Origin of the sequence: Mycobacterium sp. 4D054 (assembly GCF_052245755.1) — a bacterium.
Lineage (GTDB): Bacteria > Actinomycetota > Actinomycetes > Mycobacteriales > Mycobacteriaceae > Mycobacterium.
Genome location: NZ_JBQQCF010000006.1, coordinates 77,212 through 96,967, shown reverse-complemented (window position 1 = coordinate 96,967; position 19,756 = coordinate 77,212). Strand labels below are relative to the sequence as shown.

Annotated in this window: 22 protein-coding genes, 1 tRNA gene and 1 pseudogene; 11 read left to right on the top strand and 13 right to left on the bottom strand. The window is 68.3% G+C overall.

What is annotated here, in order from left to right; genetic code table 11:
• Positions 1-18 precede the first annotated feature (18 nt).
• From ACTWP6_RS07155 to ACTWP6_RS07145, 3 genes and pseudogenes are all read left to right on the top strand, one after another.
• A pseudogene (locus ACTWP6_RS07155) lies at positions 19-475 on the top strand (dioxygenase family protein); the annotation flags it as partial.
• 5 nt (positions 476-480) lie between these two features.
• Positions 481-825, top strand: a complete 345-nt coding sequence (catC, locus tag ACTWP6_RS07150; RefSeq protein WP_260755653.1) for a muconolactone Delta-isomerase — start codon at positions 481-483, stop codon at positions 823-825.
• Positions 826-897: 72 nt separating this feature from the next.
• Positions 898-1,680 (top strand): ESX secretion-associated protein EspG, encoded by a 783-nt coding sequence (locus ACTWP6_RS07145; protein ID WP_443187226.1) that lies wholly within the window; start codon positions 898-900, stop codon positions 1,678-1,680.
• Here ACTWP6_RS07145 and ACTWP6_RS07140 read toward each other — a convergent pair.
• The 7 genes from ACTWP6_RS07140 to ponA2 all read right to left on the bottom strand — a co-directional run bounded on the left by ACTWP6_RS07140 (position 1,667) and on the right by ponA2 (position 9,095).
• Positions 1,667-2,407: a hypothetical protein gene (locus tag ACTWP6_RS07140; RefSeq protein ID WP_260755651.1), complete on the bottom strand. Its 741-nt coding sequence runs from the start codon at positions 2,405-2,407 to the stop codon at positions 1,667-1,669. The genes ACTWP6_RS07145 and ACTWP6_RS07140 overlap by 14 nt on opposite strands.
• Complete coding sequence (locus ACTWP6_RS07135; RefSeq protein ID WP_443187225.1) at positions 2,404-3,774, bottom strand: hypothetical protein; 1,371 nt, start codon at positions 3,772-3,774, stop codon at positions 2,404-2,406. Before ACTWP6_RS07135 ends, ACTWP6_RS07140 begins: the two co-directional genes overlap by 4 nt.
• Positions 3,775-3,777: 3 nt before the next feature.
• The gene (locus ACTWP6_RS07130) at positions 3,778-4,062 is read right to left on the bottom strand and encodes a hypothetical protein (RefSeq protein WP_443187224.1); all 285 of its coding nucleotides are present in this window, start codon (positions 4,060-4,062) and stop codon (positions 3,778-3,780) included.
• A 165-nt stretch (positions 4,063-4,227) separates the two neighbouring features.
• Positions 4,228-4,301 (bottom strand) — tRNA-Pro (locus ACTWP6_RS07125).
• A 243-nt stretch (positions 4,302-4,544) separates the two neighbouring features.
• The gene (locus ACTWP6_RS07120) at positions 4,545-5,636 is read right to left on the bottom strand and encodes a PLP-dependent cysteine synthase family protein (RefSeq protein ID WP_443187223.1); all 1,092 of its coding nucleotides are present in this window, start codon (positions 5,634-5,636) and stop codon (positions 4,545-4,547) included.
• Positions 5,633-6,598: a metallophosphoesterase gene (locus tag ACTWP6_RS07115; RefSeq protein ID WP_260755643.1), complete on the bottom strand. Its 966-nt coding sequence runs from the start codon at positions 6,596-6,598 to the stop codon at positions 5,633-5,635. The genes ACTWP6_RS07120 and ACTWP6_RS07115 overlap by 4 nt, the downstream gene beginning before the upstream one ends.
• A gap of 46 nt (positions 6,599-6,644) precedes the next feature.
• A complete protein-coding gene (ponA2, locus tag ACTWP6_RS07110; RefSeq protein ID WP_443187222.1) occupies positions 6,645-9,095 on the bottom strand; it encodes a transglycosylase/D,D-transpeptidase PonA2 in 2,451 nt (816 codons plus the stop codon).
• Between the two features lie 331 nt (positions 9,096-9,426).
• Here ponA2 and ACTWP6_RS07105 point away from each other — a divergent pair, with 331 nt between their 5' ends.
• Positions 9,427-9,783, top strand: coding sequence for a WhiB family transcriptional regulator (locus ACTWP6_RS07105; protein WP_396884657.1), 357 nt, complete (start codon positions 9,427-9,429; stop codon positions 9,781-9,783).
• A 114-nt stretch (positions 9,784-9,897) separates the two neighbouring features.
• Here the strand turns inward: ACTWP6_RS07105 and ACTWP6_RS07100 are convergent, their stop codons facing one another.
• Positions 9,898-11,028: an ArsA family ATPase gene (locus ACTWP6_RS07100; RefSeq protein ID WP_260755641.1), complete on the bottom strand. Its 1,131-nt coding sequence runs from the start codon at positions 11,026-11,028 to the stop codon at positions 9,898-9,900.
• A gap of 14 nt (positions 11,029-11,042) precedes the next feature.
• The gene (locus ACTWP6_RS07095; RefSeq protein ID WP_260755640.1) at positions 11,043-12,101 is read right to left on the bottom strand and encodes an ArsA family ATPase; all 1,059 of its coding nucleotides are present in this window, start codon (positions 12,099-12,101) and stop codon (positions 11,043-11,045) included.
• A 74-nt stretch (positions 12,102-12,175) separates the two neighbouring features.
• Here ACTWP6_RS07095 and ACTWP6_RS07090 point away from each other — a divergent pair, with 74 nt between their 5' ends.
• Genes ACTWP6_RS07090 through ACTWP6_RS07080 form a run of 3 tightly spaced genes read left to right on the top strand, consistent with a single transcriptional unit; the run spans position 12,176 to position 13,595 of the window.
• The gene (locus ACTWP6_RS07090) at positions 12,176-12,337 is read left to right on the top strand and encodes a DUF4177 domain-containing protein (protein ID WP_157897640.1); all 162 of its coding nucleotides are present in this window, start codon (positions 12,176-12,178) and stop codon (positions 12,335-12,337) included.
• On the top strand, positions 12,334-12,792 hold the full coding sequence (locus ACTWP6_RS07085) for a RidA family protein (RefSeq protein ID WP_260755639.1): 459 nt from the start codon (positions 12,334-12,336) through the stop codon (positions 12,790-12,792). The genes ACTWP6_RS07090 and ACTWP6_RS07085 overlap by 4 nt, the downstream gene beginning before the upstream one ends.
• A gap of 26 nt (positions 12,793-12,818) precedes the next feature.
• Complete coding sequence (locus ACTWP6_RS07080; protein ID WP_443187221.1) at positions 12,819-13,595, top strand: MBL fold metallo-hydrolase; 777 nt, start codon at positions 12,819-12,821, stop codon at positions 13,593-13,595.
• Positions 13,596-13,608: 13 nt separating this feature from the next.
• On the opposite strand, the gene crp is transcribed toward ACTWP6_RS07080, so the two are convergent.
• Both crp and ACTWP6_RS07070 read right to left on the bottom strand, forming a co-directional pair.
• Positions 13,609-14,283 (bottom strand): cAMP-activated global transcriptional regulator CRP, encoded by a 675-nt coding sequence (gene crp, locus ACTWP6_RS07075; RefSeq protein WP_003931718.1) that lies wholly within the window; start codon positions 14,281-14,283, stop codon positions 13,609-13,611.
• Positions 14,284-14,395: 112 nt separating this feature from the next.
• Complete coding sequence (locus ACTWP6_RS07070) at positions 14,396-14,728, bottom strand: hypothetical protein (protein ID WP_260755636.1); 333 nt, start codon at positions 14,726-14,728, stop codon at positions 14,396-14,398.
• Positions 14,729-14,920: 192 nt separating this feature from the next.
• Here ACTWP6_RS07070 and nth point away from each other — a divergent pair, with 192 nt between their 5' ends.
• From nth to marP, 4 genes are read left to right on the top strand one after another with little or no spacing between them, the layout of a single operon-like run.
• Positions 14,921-15,601 carry an endonuclease III gene (gene nth / locus ACTWP6_RS07065; RefSeq protein ID WP_260757836.1) on the top strand — a complete coding sequence of 227 codons (681 nt, stop codon included), beginning with the start codon at positions 14,921-14,923 and terminating at the stop codon, positions 15,599-15,601.
• A gap of 9 nt (positions 15,602-15,610) precedes the next feature.
• Positions 15,611-16,264, top strand: a complete 654-nt coding sequence (locus ACTWP6_RS07060; protein WP_260755635.1) for a TlpA disulfide reductase family protein — start codon at positions 15,611-15,613, stop codon at positions 16,262-16,264.
• Complete coding sequence (locus tag ACTWP6_RS07055; RefSeq protein WP_443187220.1) at positions 16,261-17,043, top strand: NUDIX hydrolase; 783 nt, start codon at positions 16,261-16,263, stop codon at positions 17,041-17,043. The genes ACTWP6_RS07060 and ACTWP6_RS07055 overlap by 4 nt, the downstream gene beginning before the upstream one ends.
• A complete protein-coding gene (gene marP / locus ACTWP6_RS07050) occupies positions 17,040-18,233 on the top strand; it encodes an acid resistance serine protease MarP (protein ID WP_443187219.1) in 1,194 nt (397 codons plus the stop codon). The genes ACTWP6_RS07055 and marP overlap by 4 nt, the downstream gene beginning before the upstream one ends.
• 4 nt (positions 18,234-18,237) lie before the next feature.
• Here marP and ACTWP6_RS07045 read toward each other — a convergent pair whose 3' ends face one another.
• Both ACTWP6_RS07045 and ACTWP6_RS07040 read right to left on the bottom strand, forming a co-directional pair.
• Positions 18,238-19,197, bottom strand: a complete 960-nt coding sequence (locus ACTWP6_RS07045) for an alpha/beta fold hydrolase (protein ID WP_443187218.1) — start codon at positions 19,195-19,197, stop codon at positions 18,238-18,240.
• Positions 19,197-19,703, bottom strand: a complete 507-nt coding sequence (locus ACTWP6_RS07040; RefSeq protein ID WP_260755631.1) for a phage holin family protein — start codon at positions 19,701-19,703, stop codon at positions 19,197-19,199. The genes ACTWP6_RS07045 and ACTWP6_RS07040 overlap by 1 nt, the downstream gene beginning before the upstream one ends.
• Between the last annotated feature and the right edge of the window lie 53 nt (positions 19,704-19,756).

Here is a 19,756-nt window from a genome sequence, read left to right as displayed (position 1 = left end):
GCATCTCGCCCCGCTCCCGGCCCTTATCACGTGCCCGACTCGCCGGAATGCGGTGCACGAGGCACGATCCGATGCGCAACGGAGAGCATGGCAGCCCACTGGTGTGGGCGGGCGCCATCACCTCCACCGACGGCACCCCGCCGGAGGGTAAGGTCGAGCTGTGGCACGCCGATGCCGACGGCTTCTACTCGCAGTTCGCGCCCAACCTGCCCGAGTGGAACCTGCGCGGCAGTTTCAGCACCGGTCCCGACGGCGCGTTCGAGACCAGCACGATCCTCCCCCGCCGTACCAGGTCCCCACCCACGGCTCCTGCGGCAAGCTGATCGCCGCGGCGGGCTGGCACGCCTGGCGTCCGGCCCACATGCACGTCAAGGTGTCCGCACCCGGCCACGAGCTGCTGACCGCCCAGCTGTACTTCCTCGGTGACCCGCTCAATAAGGACGACATCGCCGGCGCGGTGAAGCCCGAGCTGATCCGCCGATGATGTTCCACGTCCGCATGGACGACGCGATCCCGCCGGACATGGACCCGCAGCAGCGGGCCGATTTGGTGCACCACGAAAAGCTGTACTCGCAGCAGTTGCAGCGGGACGGCAAGTGGCCGCACATCTGGCGGATCGTCGGCGAGTACGCCAACTACTCGATCTTCGACGTCGACTCCAATGACGAACTGCACCACATTCTTTCGGGCCTGCCGCTGTTTCCGTACATGAAGATCCACGTCACGCCGCTGGCCGTGCACCCGTCGGACGTCAACGCGGAGTACGGTTTTCTGTCCCGGGTCCCATTCGTCCCGGTGGCCTCACGTATCCGCTTTTCTCAGTGAAAGTGCGAGAAGACCTCTGCAAAGAGTGGGTTCGTGTGACTCGTGATGACGCGCGGGCAGCAGAATGGAGCCATGGCGGGCGGTCTCTCGGAGAAGGTGTGGTCGGAACTGGTGGGCACGGTCGCGGTGGTCGATCTGGAGTCGGCCTGCGAACTGTACGGCCGTGACCTGCCGCCGTACCCGTTGGGACGGACCCGGCCGGTGGGGTCGGTGTGGCTGGCCTGCCGCGAGGTGGGACGGGCGGAGGAGCGGCTGAGCGACGGGGATCTGCGCGGTATCCGGCCCTGGGTGGAAACCCTTGTGCGGGCGGAGGTGTGCGTCGAATGCCGGGTTCATCACGTCGACGAGGACACCCCCGACCTCCGGCTGCACGGGTTGCGGGCCGGCGGGGACGGGTTCGTCGCGATGCAGCGTCGAGATCGCGACGGAGTGGACGTCGTCGACATCTACGCGGTGTCCCCGGAGAGCCTGGCTGTGGTGGTCACCGGCGCGGCCGGGCTGGTCGGTCCCGGGACCCATCCACGGATCGCGGTGGCCGGCATGGAGGATCGGTTGCCGGAGCCGCCGGAAACGTTGGACCGGTACGACGACCTCGGCCTCACGATGACCCCCGCCGCCGAAGAACCCGAGGTGTGCGTCGTCGAAGGTCGTGATGTCGTGGCGACCGGGACCGTGCAGGTGCGGCATGACGTGGCGCGGCAGTGGGGCGTCGATCCCGACAGTCCGCTCCTGCAGTGGGTGCAGGTCCGTGACGACGGCGACTACCTGTACGAACCGGACGACACCGGCTGCGCCGAACCGCTGGACGCCGAGTTGCTCAATGCCTGCGTGGATCAGCTGATCATTCGGGGATGAACCTTTCGTCGTGCAGACGTTGCAGGGCGCGGCGGTCGACAAGCTCGTCTCGGTATTCGGGGTGCTGCCAGTAGAAGCGGACCCACTCGCGGAGCGCGTCACTGTTGTTTGTCATGGTGTCGGTCACCAGCATTGCGCTGCGGCGGGGCAGCTTCACAACGATCATCTCGCGCCCGATGCTTCGGCCACGGGGCTGACGGTCCAGGATCTGTTCGATCTCGTCCCATTCTCCGCGCTTGAAGACGTTCCAGTGGCCGTTCCAGATCTCAAAGCCGCCGGGGTGGAGGCGCAGGTGGCTGTCGCCGTGCTGGAACATCCGGTAGAGGACCGCGACCCCGAACGTCAGGACGAAGATGCACAGCGAGAAAATCCCCACTCGGAGAGTGCCTCTCGGAACGTAATCGACCATGCCCTGAGGGGCGAACACCAGGTACAAGCCCGCCGCGAGGACACCGCACGTGAATCCGACGATGCTCACCGGGTCGAGCCACTTCGCCGGCCGGATCACCGTGCCGGCGGAACCATATTCCGTCCGTGGTCGGGCCGCTCCCGACAGCGCGTACCCCGCCTGGAAAGTCGCAGTGGAGCACATGATGCCGGCACCGAGCATGATGACCGCGGTGAGGTAACTGCCGCGTAGAAGCCAAGTGACAGACCATCCCACGAGGAAGACGGACAAGACCGCCACGCATACGATGCCCACGATCAGCCGGCCGGGGGATCTCATCGCGGACAGAACGTGTTGCCGATCCAGTTGCCCAACGCCTGACCGGCACCGGACGCGCCGAACACTGCGACAGCGGTGATCGGTGGGCTGAACGTAGCAGTGGCGATGCCCCCGAGGGTGCCCGCAGCCACCGAGGTGGCGCCTTCGGCCGCTGCGACGCACTTCTCGAAACCTGTGTCCGCCACTGCGATATCCCACAACGCAGTGCCGATACCCAGTGCCGGTCCGCCGTACTTCGCCCCGAACCGCACCTTCTCCGCAGCGTCATCGGTGAGCATCGGGATACCTCGTCCGGCTTGGTTTTCCAGTCCACTCAGAGCAGCGCCGGCGGCGGTCAGAATCGGATGGTTGTAGAGGTCGAGCGGCACATCGGCCTGGCGGCCGTCCGGCGTCGTGATGGTGCCGACCTTCTGGCCGTTGGGGCGCTCCAGGAAAAGGATGACCGTGCCGTCGGCGAGTTGTGTCGTGGTCGATTTCGAGCCGGCCAGGCTGTGGTGCGCCCAGTCCTCGAAGACGACCGAGGTCGTCTCCGAGATCGTGTTGCCGTCCTTGTCGAAATGCACTTCGGTGGTCAGCGGCCCACGGTCGGAGAACTGCGGTTCGGCATCGGCAGTCCTGACGTGTTTACTACCGTCCTGCATGAACATCGTCGTGACGGTGGCGATCTCTTCTCCGGCCTCAGAGTGGAACTGCTTGTCCACCTTGGTATCCCGGATCGTCTGCGCCATGTCCGCGTCCCGGATGGTGGCCTGCTGAAGGAGACCCAGGGCGGTCGACGGATCGGGCACGTCGTCACCGGGCCGCTCTGTTCCCGGGAGCAGCAGGCCGCCGAGATCGGCCTGGTTGGGCGCCTCGAATCCGTACGGCTGTGCGGCGTCGGTGACGGCGGCGGCGGTCTCGTCATCGGCGGCTCCGACCGCCAGCAGCAGCCGGTTGACCGCGGCCTGCTCGGACTGGGCCCGCCGTTCCAGCGCCGCGGTCTGTTCGGCGGAAAGCTGAGCGCCGGTGATCAGCACCACCCACTGGTCACTGACGTGCAGCTCGCCGCTCATATCGAGGTGATCGGCTTTGTCCAACAGCGAGGTTCGGGCCGCGCCGATGGTGCCGGCGCCGTGTGTCAGGGCTTGACCGACGGCGGTGGTGTACGCCGAGAACGCACTCGTCTGCTTCGCCGCCCGCTCGAACATCGACGCGGCTGCCGTGTGCGCGTCGCCCGACCAGGCCCTGGTGTCCGGCATCGTGGCGATGTTGGTGCCGACCGCCGTCACCGCGTCTTCGATCGCCGTGCCGGTGTCGGTGATGGACCGGCCGGCGAACGTCAGCGTGTCAGGGTTCCAGCGTTCCAGCCGGGAACGTGAGGGCAACACGGATCAGAAGATCCCGACGAAGCGTTCCGCCAGACCCTGGTCCGTCACCTCATAGGTGTTGCCTGCTCCGCGCACCGCCGTACCCATCTCGGCGACGTTGGCCGCGATTTGGCCGGCGAGCTGGTCGACGTGGGCGCCGACGAGTCCGGCCGCCCACTGCGTGGTCGATCTGTCCAGGCCGTCGGCGGCCGAGGAGACTTTGCCCCCGACGTCGGCTTCGCGAATCCGGCTCGACGCGATGTCCGCCTGCCGGGCGAAGGCACGCAACACGTCCGGGTCAACTTCCACAGCAGTCTCCCTCCGACCGATCGACACGCAGGGTCAGCTAGGAGATTAGTTGCGGCTCAGAGGGGGTCAGGTCACCAATTTCCGGGCCCGGGGACGGCCTGCTGCGACAGCAAGAAGGCCCCGACCGGATCACCGGTCAGGGCCTCTCACCTGCGAACACACGAGTCGGGGTGGCGGGATTCGAACCCACGACCTCTTCGTCCCGAACGAAGCACGCTACCAAGCTGCGCCACACCCCGAGTGAAGCCACGACAGCGTATCGCACCGGGCGCCGAAGACGCCAAACGCCCATCCGTGACGCGACACACCCCGGGGAAGGAACGGAGCTGTCGGTGGCGTTATGCACACTGACAGACACAGACCGACGAAACGAGGCGAGCCATGACCGGGTTGGGCGCATCGATCTACCTGGGCTTCTTCTTGCTGGCCGCGCTGTGGCTGTTCCTGACTTCCGACGGCCCGCTAACGCGGCGCGCCGACGATCAGGGCCAGCGCCCGGACCGCTCGAACTCGGCCAGCACCCCGGACGATTCGGCCGGGTCGATGCCGTGGCTGGTCAGCCACTCGTCGCAGAAGTAGGTGTCGGAGTAGCGGTCGCCGCTGTCGGCGAGCAACGTCACCACCGACCCGCTGCAGCCCTCGGCCACCATTTCGGCGAGCAGGCAGAACGCCCCCCAGATGTTGGTCCCCGTGGAGGGGCCCACCCGCCGCCCGAGCACCCGGCCCACGTGGTGCGCCGCCGCCACGGACGCGCAGTCGGGCACCGAGATCATCCGGTCCACCACTCCCGGCACGAACGACGGCTCGACCCGCGGACGCCCGATCCCCTCGATGCGTGACGACGCGCCGGTGACCACATCCTCCCCACTCATGTACGACGGGTAGAACGCGGAGTTCTCCGGGTCCACCACGCACAGCCGGGTGGGGTGACGCCGGTAGCGGATGTAGCGCCCGATGGTGGCGCTGGTGCCGCCGGTGCCGGCGCCGACGACGATCCAGTCGGGCACCGGGTGGTTCTCCTGGCCCATCTGCGAGAAGATCGACTCGGCGATGTTGTTGTTGCCCCGCCAGTCCGTCGCGCGCTCGGCGTTGGTGAACTGGTCGAGATAATGCCCGCCGGTCTCGTCGGCCAGCCGGTGCGCCTCCTCGTACACCTGCGCCGCCTCCTCGACGAAATGGCAACGCCCGCCCTGGGATTCGATCAGCGCGATCTTCGAGGCACTCGTCGAGGCCGTCATCACCGCGATGAACGGCAACCCCAGCATCGCCGCGAAGTACGCCTCCGACACCGCCGTGGAGCCTGACGACGCCTCGATGACCGTCGTATCCTCACCGATCCAGCCGTTGCACAGCGCGTACAGGAACAGCGACCGCGCCAGCCGGTGCTTGAGGCTTCCGGTGATGTGGGTGGTCTCGTCCTTCAGATACAGCGAGACGCCCGCCGACCAACTCGACGGCAACGGGTAGCGCAGCAGGTGCGTGTCAGCGCTGCGGTGCGCGTCGGCCTCGATCAGCCGGACCGCGTTGTCCACCCATGCCCGCGATTGCCGCTGACACGGGCCCGGCGGGCTCACCGCGCCGATACGGAGGGGCTCGACTGTCCGGCCTTCGATCCCGCGTCGGAACCCCCGGTCGGAGCCGCCACCAGCGTCAGCAATGTCGCCTCGGGGCGGCAGCAGAACCGCAGCGGCGCGAACGGCGAGGTGCCGATGCCGGCCGACACGTGCAGCTGGGTGCGGGCGCCCCAGCGCGACGGGCCCTTGGCCCGCGACCGGTCGAGGTCGCAGTTGGTGACGATCGCACCGTAGAACGGCAGGCACAGCTGACCGCCGTGGGTGTGGCCGGCCATCACCAGTTGGTAGCCGTCGGCGGCGAAGCGGTCCAGCACCCGCGGCTCGGGGGAGTGCGTCAACCCCAGCGTCAGGTTCGCCGACGGGCTGGCCGGCCCGGCGATGGTGTCGTAGCGGTCCCGGGTCAGGTGCGGGTCGTCCACGCCGGCCGCGGCGACGTGCAGGCCGGCCACCTCGAACTCGCGCCGGGTATGGGTCATGTCCAGCCAGCCGCGCTCGGTGAACGCCGCCCGCAGGTCCTGCCAGGGCAGCGGCTCACCGTGGATCCGGTGGGTGGGCTTGGTCAGATAGTTGGCGGGGTTCTTCAGCTTCGGCGCGAAATAGTCGTTGCTGCCGAACACGAAAACACCGGGTACCGACAGCAGGTCGCCGAGGCCCTGCACCACGGCCGGCACCGCTTTCGGGTGCGCCAGGTTGTCGCCGGTGTTCACGACGAGATCGGGTTCCCAGCCCGCGAGCTCGCGCAGCCACGCCTGCTTGCGCCGCTGAGTGGGCCGCATGTGGATGTCGCTGATATGCAGCACCTTCAGCGGGGACGACCCGGGGGTCAGCACCGGCATCGTCGCCTCGCGGACCACGAAGGCGTTGCGCTCGATCAGCGACGCGTACCCGATGCCGGCGACGAGCGTGCCGACCGACGCGGCGGCGGTGGTCTTCAGGATCGATCCCGGTGAAGCGACGTGCATTCGCCCAGCCTATCGCTACTCCCCGTGCGTCACAGGTTCCCGGGGGTCAGCCCGGCGGCGGTGGCGGCGGCGGGCCGAGGACCGGCACCGTGATCGGCGGCAAGCCCGGAATCTGGATCACCTGCTGGCCGACCGGCGGTGGCGGCCCGCCCGGCGGCGGCGCACCGGCCGGCGGCGGTGGCGGAGCGGGGGCGATGCCGTTCGAGATCTGGATGGTGATGATCGATCCCGGAACCGTCTGCCCGGTCGGGGACGTGCCCACCACGGTGCCGTACGACGACGAACTGTTGACCGGCGAGGGCTGATCGGCGACCTGGAATCCGGCCTCGCGCAGACGTTGCCGCGCGGCGTCCTGGGTCAGACCCGCCACGCTGGGCACCTTCGAACCCGGCGCCCCGTCCACGTAGCGCGGATCCGTGGGCGGGAGCGTGACGTCACCGAACGCGGTGGCGATGGGTGTCATCGCGGTGAACCAGGTGCGGGCCGGCTCATTGCCGCCGAACAGGTTGCCGGAGCCGCACTGCCGCAACGGGAACGAGCACAGCTCGGTGGGCGCCGTCGAGTCGTCGTAGATGTAGCTGGCCGCGGCGTACTGGTTGGTGAAGCCCAGGAACGCCGACGAACGGTTGGCCTCGGTGGTGCCCGTCTTGCCGGACATCGGCAGGGTCCAGCCCGCCGAGCCCGCCGCACCGGCGGCGGTTCCCGCACCGGTGTCGTCCTTGCTCATCGCGACGGCCAGTGTGTTGGCCAGCCCCTCCGGGACGACCTGCTCACACGTCTCGGTCGTCACCGACACCGGCTCGCCGTAGCGGTCGTACACCTCGGCGATCGGGTTGGGCGGGCACCACGTGCCGCCGGAGGCCAGCGTCGCGGCCACGTTGGACAGCTCGAGTGCGTTGACCTCCATCGGGCCGAGGGTGAACGAACCGATGTTCTGCCGCTTCACGAAGTCGGCGAGGCTCTCGTTGCTTTCCGGGTCGTAGTCGCGCGCGGTGCCCGGCAGCGCGTAGGAGCGCAGGCCCAGCCGCACCGCCATGTCCACGGTGCGCTGCACCCCGACCTGGGCGATCAGCTTCGCGAACGCCGTGTTGGGGGAGGTGGCCAGTGCATCGGTGACGCTCATCTGGCCGCGGTAGTTGCCGGCGTTCTGTACGCACCAGGTCGCGGGCGGGCAGCCCCGCGCACCGCCGCTGCCCAACCCCTTGGCCTCGAAGCGGCTGGGCGCATCGAGCTGGGCGTTGATGCCCATGCCCATCTCCATCGCCGCGGCCGTGGTGAAGACCTTGAACACCGACCCGGCGCCATTGCCCACCAGCGAGAACGGCTGCGGCTGCATCGTCTCCCCGGCGTCCAGATTCAGGCCGTAGGTACGGTTACTGGCCATCGCCAGCACCGGGTGCGACTCCTTACCCGGCCGGATCACGCTCATCACACTCGCGACGCCGGGTAGATCCGGGCTGGCGTACTGGGTGATCGCGTTCTTGACGGTGGCCTGCACGTCCGGATCCAGCGTCGTCTTGATCATGTAGCCGCCCTTGGCCACCTGATCCTTGCTGATCCCGGCGCGGGCCAGGTACTCCAGCACGTAGTCGCAGAAGAACGCGCGGTCGCCGGCGGCGATGCAGCCGCGCGGCAGTTCCTTCGGCTGGGGCAGTATCCCCAGGGGCTCCTCCCGGGCCGCGCGCAGCTCGTCGGCGTACTCGGGCAGGTTGTCGATCATGGTGTCGAGCACCACGTTGCGGCGCGCCAGCGCACCGTCGGGGTTGGTGTACGGATTGAGCGTGCTCGTGGACTGCACCATGCCGGCCAGCAGTGCGGCCTGCTGCCAATTCAGCTCCGAGGCGTTGACACCGAAATAGGTCTGCGCGGCGTCCTGCACGCCGAACGCGTTGTTGCCGAACGACACCAGGTTCAGGTAGCGGGTCAGGATCTCCGGCTTGGTGAGCGTCTCGTTCAACGTCAGCGCCATGCGGATCTCGCGCAGCTTGCGGGCCGGGGTGGTCTCGATCGCGGCCCGCTTCTCGGCGTCGGTCTGCGCGATCACCAACAACTGGTAGTTCTTCACGTACTGCTGTTCGATCGTCGAACCACCCCGGGTGTCGAGGTTGCCCGACAGGTAACCCGACAGGCCCGTGAGCGTGCCCTGCCAGTCGACACCGTTGTGGTCGGCAAACCTTTTGTCTTCGATAGAAACGATCGCCAGCTTCATCGGGTTGGCGATCTGATCGCTGGGCACCTCGAAGCGCCGCTGGTTATACAGCCACGCGATGATGTTGCCCTTGGAGTCCGTCATGGTCGACACCTGAGGGACCTCACCCTCGACCAGTTGCGCCGAACCGTTGGCGACGACGTCGGACGCGCGGTTGGACACCAACCCGAAACCCCCGACGATCGGGAACATCAATCCGGCGGCCACCACGCTGGCGAGCAACACACACCAGGCGAGCTTGATGACCGTCACCGCGCGCGGCGGACGGCCCGAGGGGTGCTCCGGCATGCGTACAGACTAGCGACGAATTCCGGGCGCCCGGTCACGAGCAGCCCGGATACGGTCGTGACAGGCCATGTCAAACGCCATTCGGAAGCGGTTATGCACAGACGAGCCCCCCGAGGTCCGGCACGATACCCGCATGACGGCACGGTCGTCCCAAAAAAGTGGTCACGGATGTATTGCGCAAACCGTCCCTGACCACCTAAGTTGAGCTGACAGTGCGATGCAGGTCACACCTGGTACTCGCAGTGTGGCGTAGATCGCATCAGCAATCGACGCGTGGGTTAATAATCGTCTGCGTTGTCGGGGCGCGGCCAGAACGATAAGGGGATCGCCGGTGTCAACAATCAAGCCTGCGGCTCGTAAGACCTCCGTGGACCCATCCGGCCAGTCCATTCCGCACAGCGCAGAGGCCGAGGCCCGTATTGCCTGGGTCTCACAAGCCCGGTGTCGCCAGACGGATCCGGATGAACTGTTCGTCCGCGGCGCTGCCCAGCGCAAAGCCGCGGTGATCTGCCGGCATTGCCCCGTCATCGCCGAGTGCGGCGCTGACGCGCTGGACAATCGGGTGGAGTTCGGCGTCTGGGGAGGCATGACCGAGCGTCAGCGCCGCGCCCTGCTTAAGCAGCATCCCGAGGTCGTCTCCTGGGCCGACTTCTTTGCCGCTCAGCGCAAACACCGTACTGCTGGCTAACACCTCGCACAGCTGAGCCGCGATTGCCTGATTCGCGGGTCGGCCCAGCCGATCGGACACGCGGAAGCCGCGCCCTCCGGGGCGCGGCTACTGCATTGGGGCGAAATTCGCGGTCTACGCCGCGGCTGGCCCGCCGGTGATCTGATCGGCGATCGCTCGCAGCGCCTCGAGGTCGGATACGTCGAACGGCAGTGACGGCACACCCACGAGCGCCACGTGCGGGTTCGCGCCGGTGAAACGCGACAGCAGCCTCACCTCCCGCTTGGCCGTCGAGGCCCGGTCGGCATGAATACGCAAGGCCGCCACCGCCACCGAGTCCGGGTCGGTCTCGGCCAGATCGTCGGCGGCCTCGGCCGCTTTCTCGGCGTGCAGTTGACACAACGTCGGATGGGTCCGGTTGAGGATCAGCCCGGCCAGCGGCATGTGCTCGGAGGAGAGCCTGTCGACGAAGAACGACGCCTCACGTAGCGCGTCGGGCTCGGCGGCCGACACCACCACGAACTGTGTGCCCCGCCGTTTGAGCAGATCGTAGGTACGGTCGGCCTTCTCCCGGAATCCGCCGAACGTCGCGTCCAGGGACTGCACGAAAGAGGCTGCGTCCGAAAGCATTTGGGAACCGAGAATCGTCGACATGCCCTTCATCGCCAGGCCGACCGCGCCGGTGACCAACCGGCCGATGCCGCGGCCCGGTGCCAGTAGCATCCGCCACAACCTGCTGTCCATGAAGCTGCCCAGGCGTTTGGGGGCGTCGAGGAAGTCCAGCGCATTGCGCGACGGCGGGGTGTCGACGACGATCAGATCCCACTTGTCTTCTGCCAGAAGCTGTCCCAACTTCTCCATGGCCATGTACTCCTGTGTGCCGGCAAGCGAGGTGGCCACAGTTTGGTAGAACTGGTTGTCCAGTATGGCGTCCGCCGTGCCGGGTCCGGAGTACTGAATCACCATCTCGTCGAACGTGCGACGCATGTCGAGCATCATCGCGTGCAGTTCGCCGGGCACCTCCGGCGCGAGCGGCACCCGCTGCGGGGTGTTGCCCAGATCCCGGATCCCGAGCGCCTGGGCCAGCCGCTTGGCCGGGTCGATGGTCAGCACGACCACGGTGCGGCCGTATTCGGCGGCCCGTAGAGCCATCGCGGCCGCGGTGGTGGTCTTGCCGACGCCGCCCGCCCCGCAGCAGACCACGACCCGGTTGGAGGTGTCGCGCAGAATCGACGCCATGTCGAGGGCCGGTGGGGTGTGGCTCATCGTGTCTCTCCCGCTCACCGCACGCCCTGGTGGGCGAGCTCTTCGGCTAGTTCGTAGAGGCTGCCGAGGTCGACCCCGTCGGGCAGCGAGGGCAGGTCCAGCCGGGCCACATCGAGTTCGGCGAGCTGCTCGGCACTCTCGTTGCGCGCCGCGATGCGGGTGGCGTGCTGGATGGTTTCGGTGAGCAGGCCGGCGAAATCGTCGTCGGAGAGCGTGATGCCCGCGTTCGCCAGACCGGCCCGCACCGCATCGGCGTCGATGACGCCCTCGGCGGCCTTGGCCAGGTCGTCGGGAGCGAGGTAGGCGGGGATGTTGCGGTTGACGATGACGCTGCCGATGGGCAGACCCATCTCCCGCAGCTCCTCGATCGCCTCCAGCGTCTCCTGGATCGGCAGCGCTTCAAGCAGCGTGACGAGGTGGATCGCCGTCAGATCCGAGTGCAGCAGCTTGACCACACCTTCGGCCTGCGAATGCACGGGCCCGCCCTTGGCCAGGTCCGACACGGCCTTGGTGACGTCGAGGAAGCGTGCGATACGTCCGGTGGGCGGCGAGTCGACGACGACCGCGTCGTACACGGCGCCCTTGCCCCGCGGCTGATCCTTCTCGTTACGCGTGACGATCTCTTTGATCTTGCCGGTCAACAACACGTCCCGCAGGCCGGGAGCGATCGTCGTCGCGAACTCGACGGCGCCGATCCGGCGCATCGCCCGTCCGGCCAGGCCGAGGTTGTAGAACATGTCCAGGTATTCGAGGAACGCCGCCTCGGTGTCGATGGCCAGCGCGTTGACCTGGCCCCCGCCTTCGGCGGTCGCGATCTTGACCTCTTCATAGGGCAGTGGCGGGACGTCGAAGAGCTGCGCGATCCCTTGGCGCCCTTCGACTTCGACGAGGAGCACCTTGCGGCCACCCGCGGCCAGCGCCAGCGCCAGCGCCGCGGCGATGGTCGACTTGCCCGTGCCGCCTTTGCCGGAGACGAAGTGCAGCCGCGCCTTGGTCAGGCGCGAAGGCCAGCCGGGCTGCTTGGTGCGGGACGATCCGGAAGAACCGGAAGACCCGGAAGGGGTGGTAGCCACCCAAGCATGCTAGCCAAGGCCTGTCCGATCCCGGATAAGCTCAGCCGCATGAGCGAACAGAAGAGGTGGGCGGCGTGAGCGAAGCGACCAAATGGGAGTACGCGACCGTCCCGCTGTTGACGCACGCCACCAAACAGATCCTCGACCAGTGGGGTGAAGACGGCTGGGAACTGGTCTCGGTGCTGCCCGGACCCACCGGCGAGCAGCACGTGGCCTACCTCAAGCGACCCAAGTGAGCGCCTGGTCGGCCCGACTGGACGAGCTGGGCATCGCGCTGCCCGAGGTGGTCGCGCCGCTGGCGGCCTACGTCCCGGCGGTGCGCACCGGCAACCTCGTCTACACCGCCGGACAGCTGCCGATCGCCGGCGGTGAGCTGACCGTGACCGGCAAGGTGGGCGCCGAGGTGTCGGCCGAGGATGCGCACGCGCTGGCCCGCCGGTGCGCGCTCAACGCGCTGGCCGCCGTCGACGCGCTGGTCGGCATCGACGCTGTGGTCAAGGTGGTCAAGGTCGTGGGCTTCGTCGCCTCCGCGCCCGGCTTCGGCGGGCAGCCCGGTGTCATCAACGGGGCCTCCGAGTTGTTCGGCGAGATATTCGGCGAGGCCGGCGCCCATGCCCGCTCCGCGGTCGGGGTGTCCGAGCTGCCGCGAAACGCGCCGGTGGAAGTGGAAGTGATCGTGGAGGTCGCGTGAGCGACGATCGGGCTGAGGTCGCGTAGGTGGAGCACCCCGCGTACAACGTGCTGCGACCGGTGACCGACACCGCGTCGGTGCTGCTGTGCGAGAACCCGGGGCTGATGACGCTCGACGGGACCAACACCTGGGTGCTGCGCGGACCGGGCAGCGACGAGATGGTCGTAATCGATCCCGGCCCCGACGACAAGGACGAGCACATCGAGCGGCTTGCCGCGCTCGGCCCGATTCCGCTGGTGCTGATCAGTCACCGCCACGGCGACCACACGGGCGGCATCGACCGACTGGTCGACCTGACCGGAGCGGTGGTGCGGTCGGTGGGCAGCGGTTTCCAGCGCGGTCTCGGCGGCTCGCTGACCGACGGTGAGGTGATCGACGCGGCCGGTCTCAAGATCACCGTGATGGCGACCCCCGGCCACACCGCCGATTCCGTGTCCTTCCTCGTCGATGACGATTTGGTGCTGACCGCGGACACGATCCTGGGGCGGGGCACCACCGTCATCGACGACGAGGACGGCGACCTCGGGGACTACCTGGAGTCGCTGCGCCGGCTGCGCGGTCTCGGGCACCGTAGGGTGCTGCCCGGGCACGGACCCGAACTCGACGACATGGTCGCCGTCAGCCAGATGTATCTGACGCATCGCGAAGAGCGACTCGACCAGGTCCGGGCCGCGCTACGCGCATTGGGGGAGGACGCCACGGCCCGGCAAATCGTCGAGCACGTGTACACCGATGTCGATGAGAAGCTGTGGGACGCCGCCGAATGGTCGGTGCAAGCGCAGCTGAACTTCCTGCGGAAGTAACCGCGGAAAGGGTCTACCTCGCTCGGCGGGCCAGCCGCTCGGAGTCGCTGATCAGCACACTCTTGCCCTCCAGGCGGATCCAGCCGCGGTGGGCGAAGTCTGCGAGCGCCTTGTTGACGGTCTCGCGGGACGCGCCGACCAGCTGGGCGATCTCCTCCTGGGTCAGATCGTGCGTGACGCGCAGCGCGCCGCCCTCCTGCGTGCCGAAGCGCTGCGCAAGCTGCAGCAGCTGCTTGGCGACGCGGCCGGGGACGTCGGTGAAGATCAGGTCGGCGAGGTTGTTGTTGGTGCGGCGAAGACGGCGGGCCAGCACGCGCAGCAGCTGCTCGGCGATCTCGGGCCGGTCGGCGATCCACGCCCTCAGCGCTTCACGGTCCATCGACACCGCGCGCACCTCGGTGATGGTGGTGGCGCTCGAGGTCCGCGGACCCGGGTCGAAGATCGACAGCTCACCGAACATGTCCGACGGGCCCATGATCGTCAGCAGGTTCTCGCGACCGTCCGGGGAACGGCGACCGATCTTCACCTTCCCGGAGATGATGATGTACAGGCGGTCGCCGGGCTCACCCTCGGCGAACACCGTGTGTCCGCGCGGGAAGTCGACGGGCTGCAACTGCTTGGTCAGCGCGGAAACGGCGCTCGGTTCTACACCCTGGAAGATTCCGGCCCTGGCCAGGATCTCGTCCACGTTGCCCCTTTGTGCGTTCGATGTTTGTGCGTTCGATGATCAAAAAATGCGCGAGCCGACCTCGAAAGTCGTGACGTCAGTCTAGAGGCAAGCCCTGTGTGACCTGCCCACGCTACACACGATCGGCATGTCGGGTCTGCCGAAACTCAGTATTCGCGAGCGTAGCGAAGTACCCGCCGGCGGTCAGTCCCGGCGCCGACACAGGTTCGAGAAACCCGTCCGTCGGAGTGTCCCGCTGCTCGACGCGCCGGGGCGGTGTGCGCGGCGCCCTGTCGGCGTTCGCCGATGCCGGAGTCTCGGCGCGGTCGGTGTCGGCCCGGCGCAGGAACTCGTCGACGTCGGCCGGGGAGAACGCGTCGCGACGCAGGCCGGCCTCGACGCGCTCCAGACCGAAGGTCGCCAACATCAGCAACCCAGGGATCAGCGCGACGAGCAACCACGACACAACGCAGAAGTAAACACGGTGAAGGTCTCGGCGGGATCACGAAAAGTCCACGTTAAGGACCTATCCACCACCGGGTGTGTCGGTCGTCGTCAGTACCCTGGCCTGGTGACCGTGAAACCGGCCGGCAGGGCCCCGCGCGCCGCGAAATGGGACAAAGAGACCCGGCTCGGCCTGGTCCGCCGCGCCCGCCGGATGAACCGCGCTCTGGCAGAAGCGTTTCCGCACGTGTACTGCGAATTGGACTTCACCAATCCGCTGGAGCTCACCGTCGCAACCATTCTGTCCGCGCAGAGCACCGACAAGCGCGTCAACCTCACCACCCCGGCCCTGTTCAAGAAGTACCGGACTGCCGTGGACTACGCGACCGCCGACCGTACCGAGCTCGAGGAGCTGATCCGGCCCACCGGGTTCTACCGCAACAAGGCCAACTCGCTGATCGGGCTGGGCCAGGCGTTGGTGGAACGCTTCGATGGGAAGGTTCCGGCCACCCTCGACGAACTGGTCACGCTGCCCGGCGTCGGCCGCAAGACCGCCAACGTCATCCTGGGCAACGCGTTCGACGTCCCGGGAATCACCGTCGACACCCACTTCGGGCGGTTGGTCCGTCGGTGGCGCTGGACCGCCGAGGAGGACCCCGTCAAGGTCGAGCACGCCGTCGGCGAGCTCATCGAGCGCCGCGAGTGGACACTGCTCAGCCACCGGGTGATCTTCCACGGCCGGCGCGTGTGCCACGCCCGTAAGCCCGCCTGCGGGGTGTGCGTGCTCGCCAACGACTGCCCGTCTTACGGGACCGGCCCCACCGACCCGCTCATCGCCGCGCCGCTGGTCAAGGGGCCCGAGACCGAGCACCTGCTGGCGCTGGCGGGGCTGTAGGCGCAGGTCTTGTCCGTCAGTGCGTCGACCCGGTGGAGCATCGTGGCGCTGGTCATCCTGATCGCCCTCGGTGTCGCGCTGTGGACCGAACTAGGTGCCGGCGACTCCGAACCGGGCGCGCGACGCGACGTGCCGTCTGCGCGGGACCGGCGCGACGCCGACACCCCGGAGGCGCTGACCGGTCCGCGTGCCCGCGCCGATCTGGCGCCGTGCCCGTCGCCGGGTCCCGGTCCCGGCCCGGAGGCGCTGCGCGGCATCGTGCTCGAGTGCGCCGGGGACGGATCGCGTGTCGACGTCGCGAAAGCGCTGGCCGGCAAGGCCGTGGTGCTCAACCTGTGGGCGTACTGGTGCGGACCCTGCGCCGACGAGCTGCCCGCGATGGCCGAGTATCAGCGCCGCGCCGGCCCGGCGGTCACCGTGCTGACGGTGCACCAGGACGAGAACGAGAGCGCGGCGTTGCTGCGGCTGGCTGAGTTGGGGGTGCACCTGCCGACCGTGCAGGACGGGCGCAGGACCATCGCCGCAGCGCTGCAGGTGCCCAACGTGATGCCGGCCACGGTGGTGCTGCGCCCGGACGGTAGCGTTGCCGAGATCCTGCCCCGGTCATTTGCGACCGTTGACGAGATCGCCGCCGCGGTCGACCCGAAGATTGGAGTCGCGTGAGCTGGGACAGCAGACACGACGAGCTGATCCCGTCCGCCGCTCCGCCCTGGCTGGTCCCGCTCGTCGAAGACCCCGGCGCGGTCAAGAACGCCTACCGCCGCAGAGTTGCGCCCGAGGTGCTGGCGGGGCTCGCTGCGGCCAACACCACGGCCGCGGTGACCGGCACCCGCCGGGACGCTGCGGTGCTGGTGCTGTTCTCCGGCCCCCGGGACGGGGCGCCGGGTGTCCTGCCCGACGACGCCGACCTGCTGGTGACCGTGCGGGCCTCCACCCTGCGCCATCACGCCGGCCAGGCTGCCTTCCCCGGCGGGGCCGCCGACCCACAGGACCGCAGCCCGGTGCACACCGCGCTGCGGGAGGCCACCGAAGAGACCGGCATCGACACCGGCCGAGTGCAGCCGCTGGCCGTGCTGGACAAGATGTTCATCCCGCCGTCGGGCTTCCATGTCGTGCCGGTGCTGGCGTACTCACCGGATCCGGGACCGGTCGCGGTGGTCGACGCGGCCGAGACGGCCGTCGTGGCCCGGGTCCCGGTGCGCGCCTTCGTCAATCCCCAGAATCGGATCTCGGTGTACCGCAAGCAGAACACCCGCCGCACGGCCGGCCCGGCATTCCTGCTCAACGAGATGATGGTGTGGGGGTTCACCGGGCAGGTGATCGCCGCTCTGCTGGAGGTGGCGGGCTGGGCGGTGCCGTGGGAAAGCGACAACGTGTACGAACTCGACGACGCAATGGCGTTGCTGGACGCCCAGGGCAGTTACGGTGATGCGCAACGATGAACTCGTCTCAGTGGCTTGATATCAGCATCCTGGCGTTAGCCCTGATCGCCGCCATCTCCGGCTGGCGATCGGGCGCGCCGGGCTCCTTGCTGGCTCTTGTCGGGGTGGCGCTGGGCGCCGCGGCGGGAATCCTGCTGGCCCCCTACGTCGTCGACCACATCAGCGGCCCGCGCACCAAGCTCTTCGTCACCCTGTTCCTGATTCTGGCGCTGGTCGTGATAGGCGAGATCGCGGGGGTGGTGCTCGGCAGAGCCGTACGCGGGGCGATCCGCAGTCCCGGGCTGCGGGTGGTCGACTCGGTCGTCGGGGTCGCGTTGCAGCTGGTGCTGGTGCTGACGGCGGCCTGGCTGCTGGGCACCGCGCTGGTGTCCTCGCCGCAACCCAATCTGGTCGCCGCGGTGCAGGGTTCCAAGGTCATCGCCGAGGTCGACTCCGTCGCTCCCAGCTGGCTGCGATCGGTACCCAACCGGCTTTCGGCGCTGTGGGAGACCGCCGGACTGCACGACGTGCTCAAACCGTTCGGACCGACACCGGTCGCCGAGATCGACCCGCCGGACCCGTCGCTGGCCACCTCACCGGTGGTCAACACGACCCGGTCGAGCGTGGTGAAGGTGCGCGGAGTCGCGCAGAGCTGCCAGAAAGTGCTGGAGGGGACCGGTTTCGTCATCGCCCCCAACCGGGTGATGTCCAACGCGCACGTGGTGGCCGGGTCGAACAGTGTCACCGTCGAGGTGGACGGACAGACCTACGACGCGGGGGTGGTCTCCTACGACCCCAACGCCGACATCTCGATCCTCGACGTGCCCAACCTGCCGTCCGCCCCGCTGCAGTTCGTCGACGCGGAGGCGCAGCCGGGCACCGACGGCATCGTGATGGGCTATCCCGGCGGCGGCGCCTTCACCGCGACCCCGGCGCGGGTGCGCGAGGTCATCGAGCTCAACGGGCCGGACATCTACCGGTCCACCACCGTCACCCGCGAGGTCTACACCATCAGAGGCACTGTGCGCCAGGGCAACTCCGGCGGGCCGATGATCAACCGGCAGGGCAAGGTGCTCGGTGTGGTGTTCGGCGCGGCCGTCGACGACGTCGACACCGGGTTCGTGCTCACCGCCGACGAGGTGGCCCGGCAGATGGCCAAGGTCGGCAACGTCGAACGCGTCCCGACCGGCACCTGCATCAACGCGGGCTGACCCGTCAGCCGTACACCTGGCCCAGGAAGCGGCGCAGCTGTTCGTTGACCGCTTCCGGTGCTTCCTCATGGCTGTAGTGACCGGCGCCGTCGATCGAGACGTACCGGCCGTGCGGGGCGTAGCGCTGGGTGCGCTGCACCGGATCGGCCAGCACATACGGGTCGGCGTCCCCACGCAGGTGCAACACCGGCACCCCCAGCGGCCGCTTCATCGAACCCATGAAGCGGCGCCCCTCACCGCGCAGCTGGCTGCGCACCGCCCAGCGCTGGTACTCCAGGGCGCAGTGCGCCGCCGACGGGATCTGGATGGCGCGCCGAAGATGGCCGACGGTCTCCGCGAAATCCTCGCTGGCGTGCCATTTCGCCGTGGACCGGCTGCGCACCAGCCGCTCGATTTCGGCGCCGTCGTGGCGGGTCAGCGCGCGCTCGGGCCACATCGGCAGCTGATAGCGCAACATCCACGGCAGCAGGGCCCGACCCTGATCGCGCCGGGTCAGGGTCGAGGTGCGCAGTGCGGCCGGGTGCGGGGAGCTGACCACCGCGATCGCCCGCACGGCTCGTGGATGCAGCACCGAGGTGGCCCAGCAGACCAGGCCGCCGTCAGCGTGGCCGACCAGGGTGGCGCTGTTGTGGCCCAGTGCCCGGACCAAGCCCGCGGTGTCCCCGGCCAGCGTCCACCCGTCGTATCCGCGCGGCGGCTTGTCGCTGCCGCCGTAGCCGCGCAGGTCCACGGCCACGACGCGGGCACCGGTCAGACCGGTGAGCTGATGGCGCCACGACCACCAGAATGACCCGAATCCGTGCAGCAGGATGACCAGCGGGCGGTCCGTCAACGGGCGTGACCGGTCGTCGAGCTCGGCTGGGCGCTGCGCTTCCACCACGTGGAAACGAATCCCGTTGGCGTGCACGTCCAGATGCCGCCACGGCCCGCCGATGCGCACCACCGACGGATCGGGTGGGTTCATTACCAGCCTGAGGGGTCTTTTTGCGTCGACGGATCGCCGTTGGTGGTCGCTACGGTCCTCTTGTCCGGGCCGGGGGTGAACGCCTCCGGGATCTCCTTGACCGTCTCGATGGTCTTCTGGGGGCCCCGAATACGGCGCACCTTCAGGTAACCGAACAGCGCGAGCAGCCCGGTGAGAACGACCATGATGCCGAAGACGATCAGATAGGCCGCCCATTTCCACAGCCAGTTGTCGAGCAGCTCGGCCAGGAAGAAGAAGAAGAAGAAGGTCGAATAGAACAGCACGACCAGCGCGGCGATGAAGAAGACGCTGCCGGTGAGCCCTTTCTTGACGTCCCGGGTGATCTCGGCCTTGGCCAGCTCGACCTCGGCCCGCACCAGCGTCGACACCTGCGCGGTCGCGTCCTTGACCAGATCCCCGATCGACGGGTCGGGTTTCGGTGCGTGAGGGTCCACCAGCGGTATCGACGTCACGGTGTTCGGCACGCCGTTTCTGCGATCGCTCACGCGGGGCTTCCTTCCGGCCACTCTTCTCGGTCGCGTTCATGTTGCCACGTGGC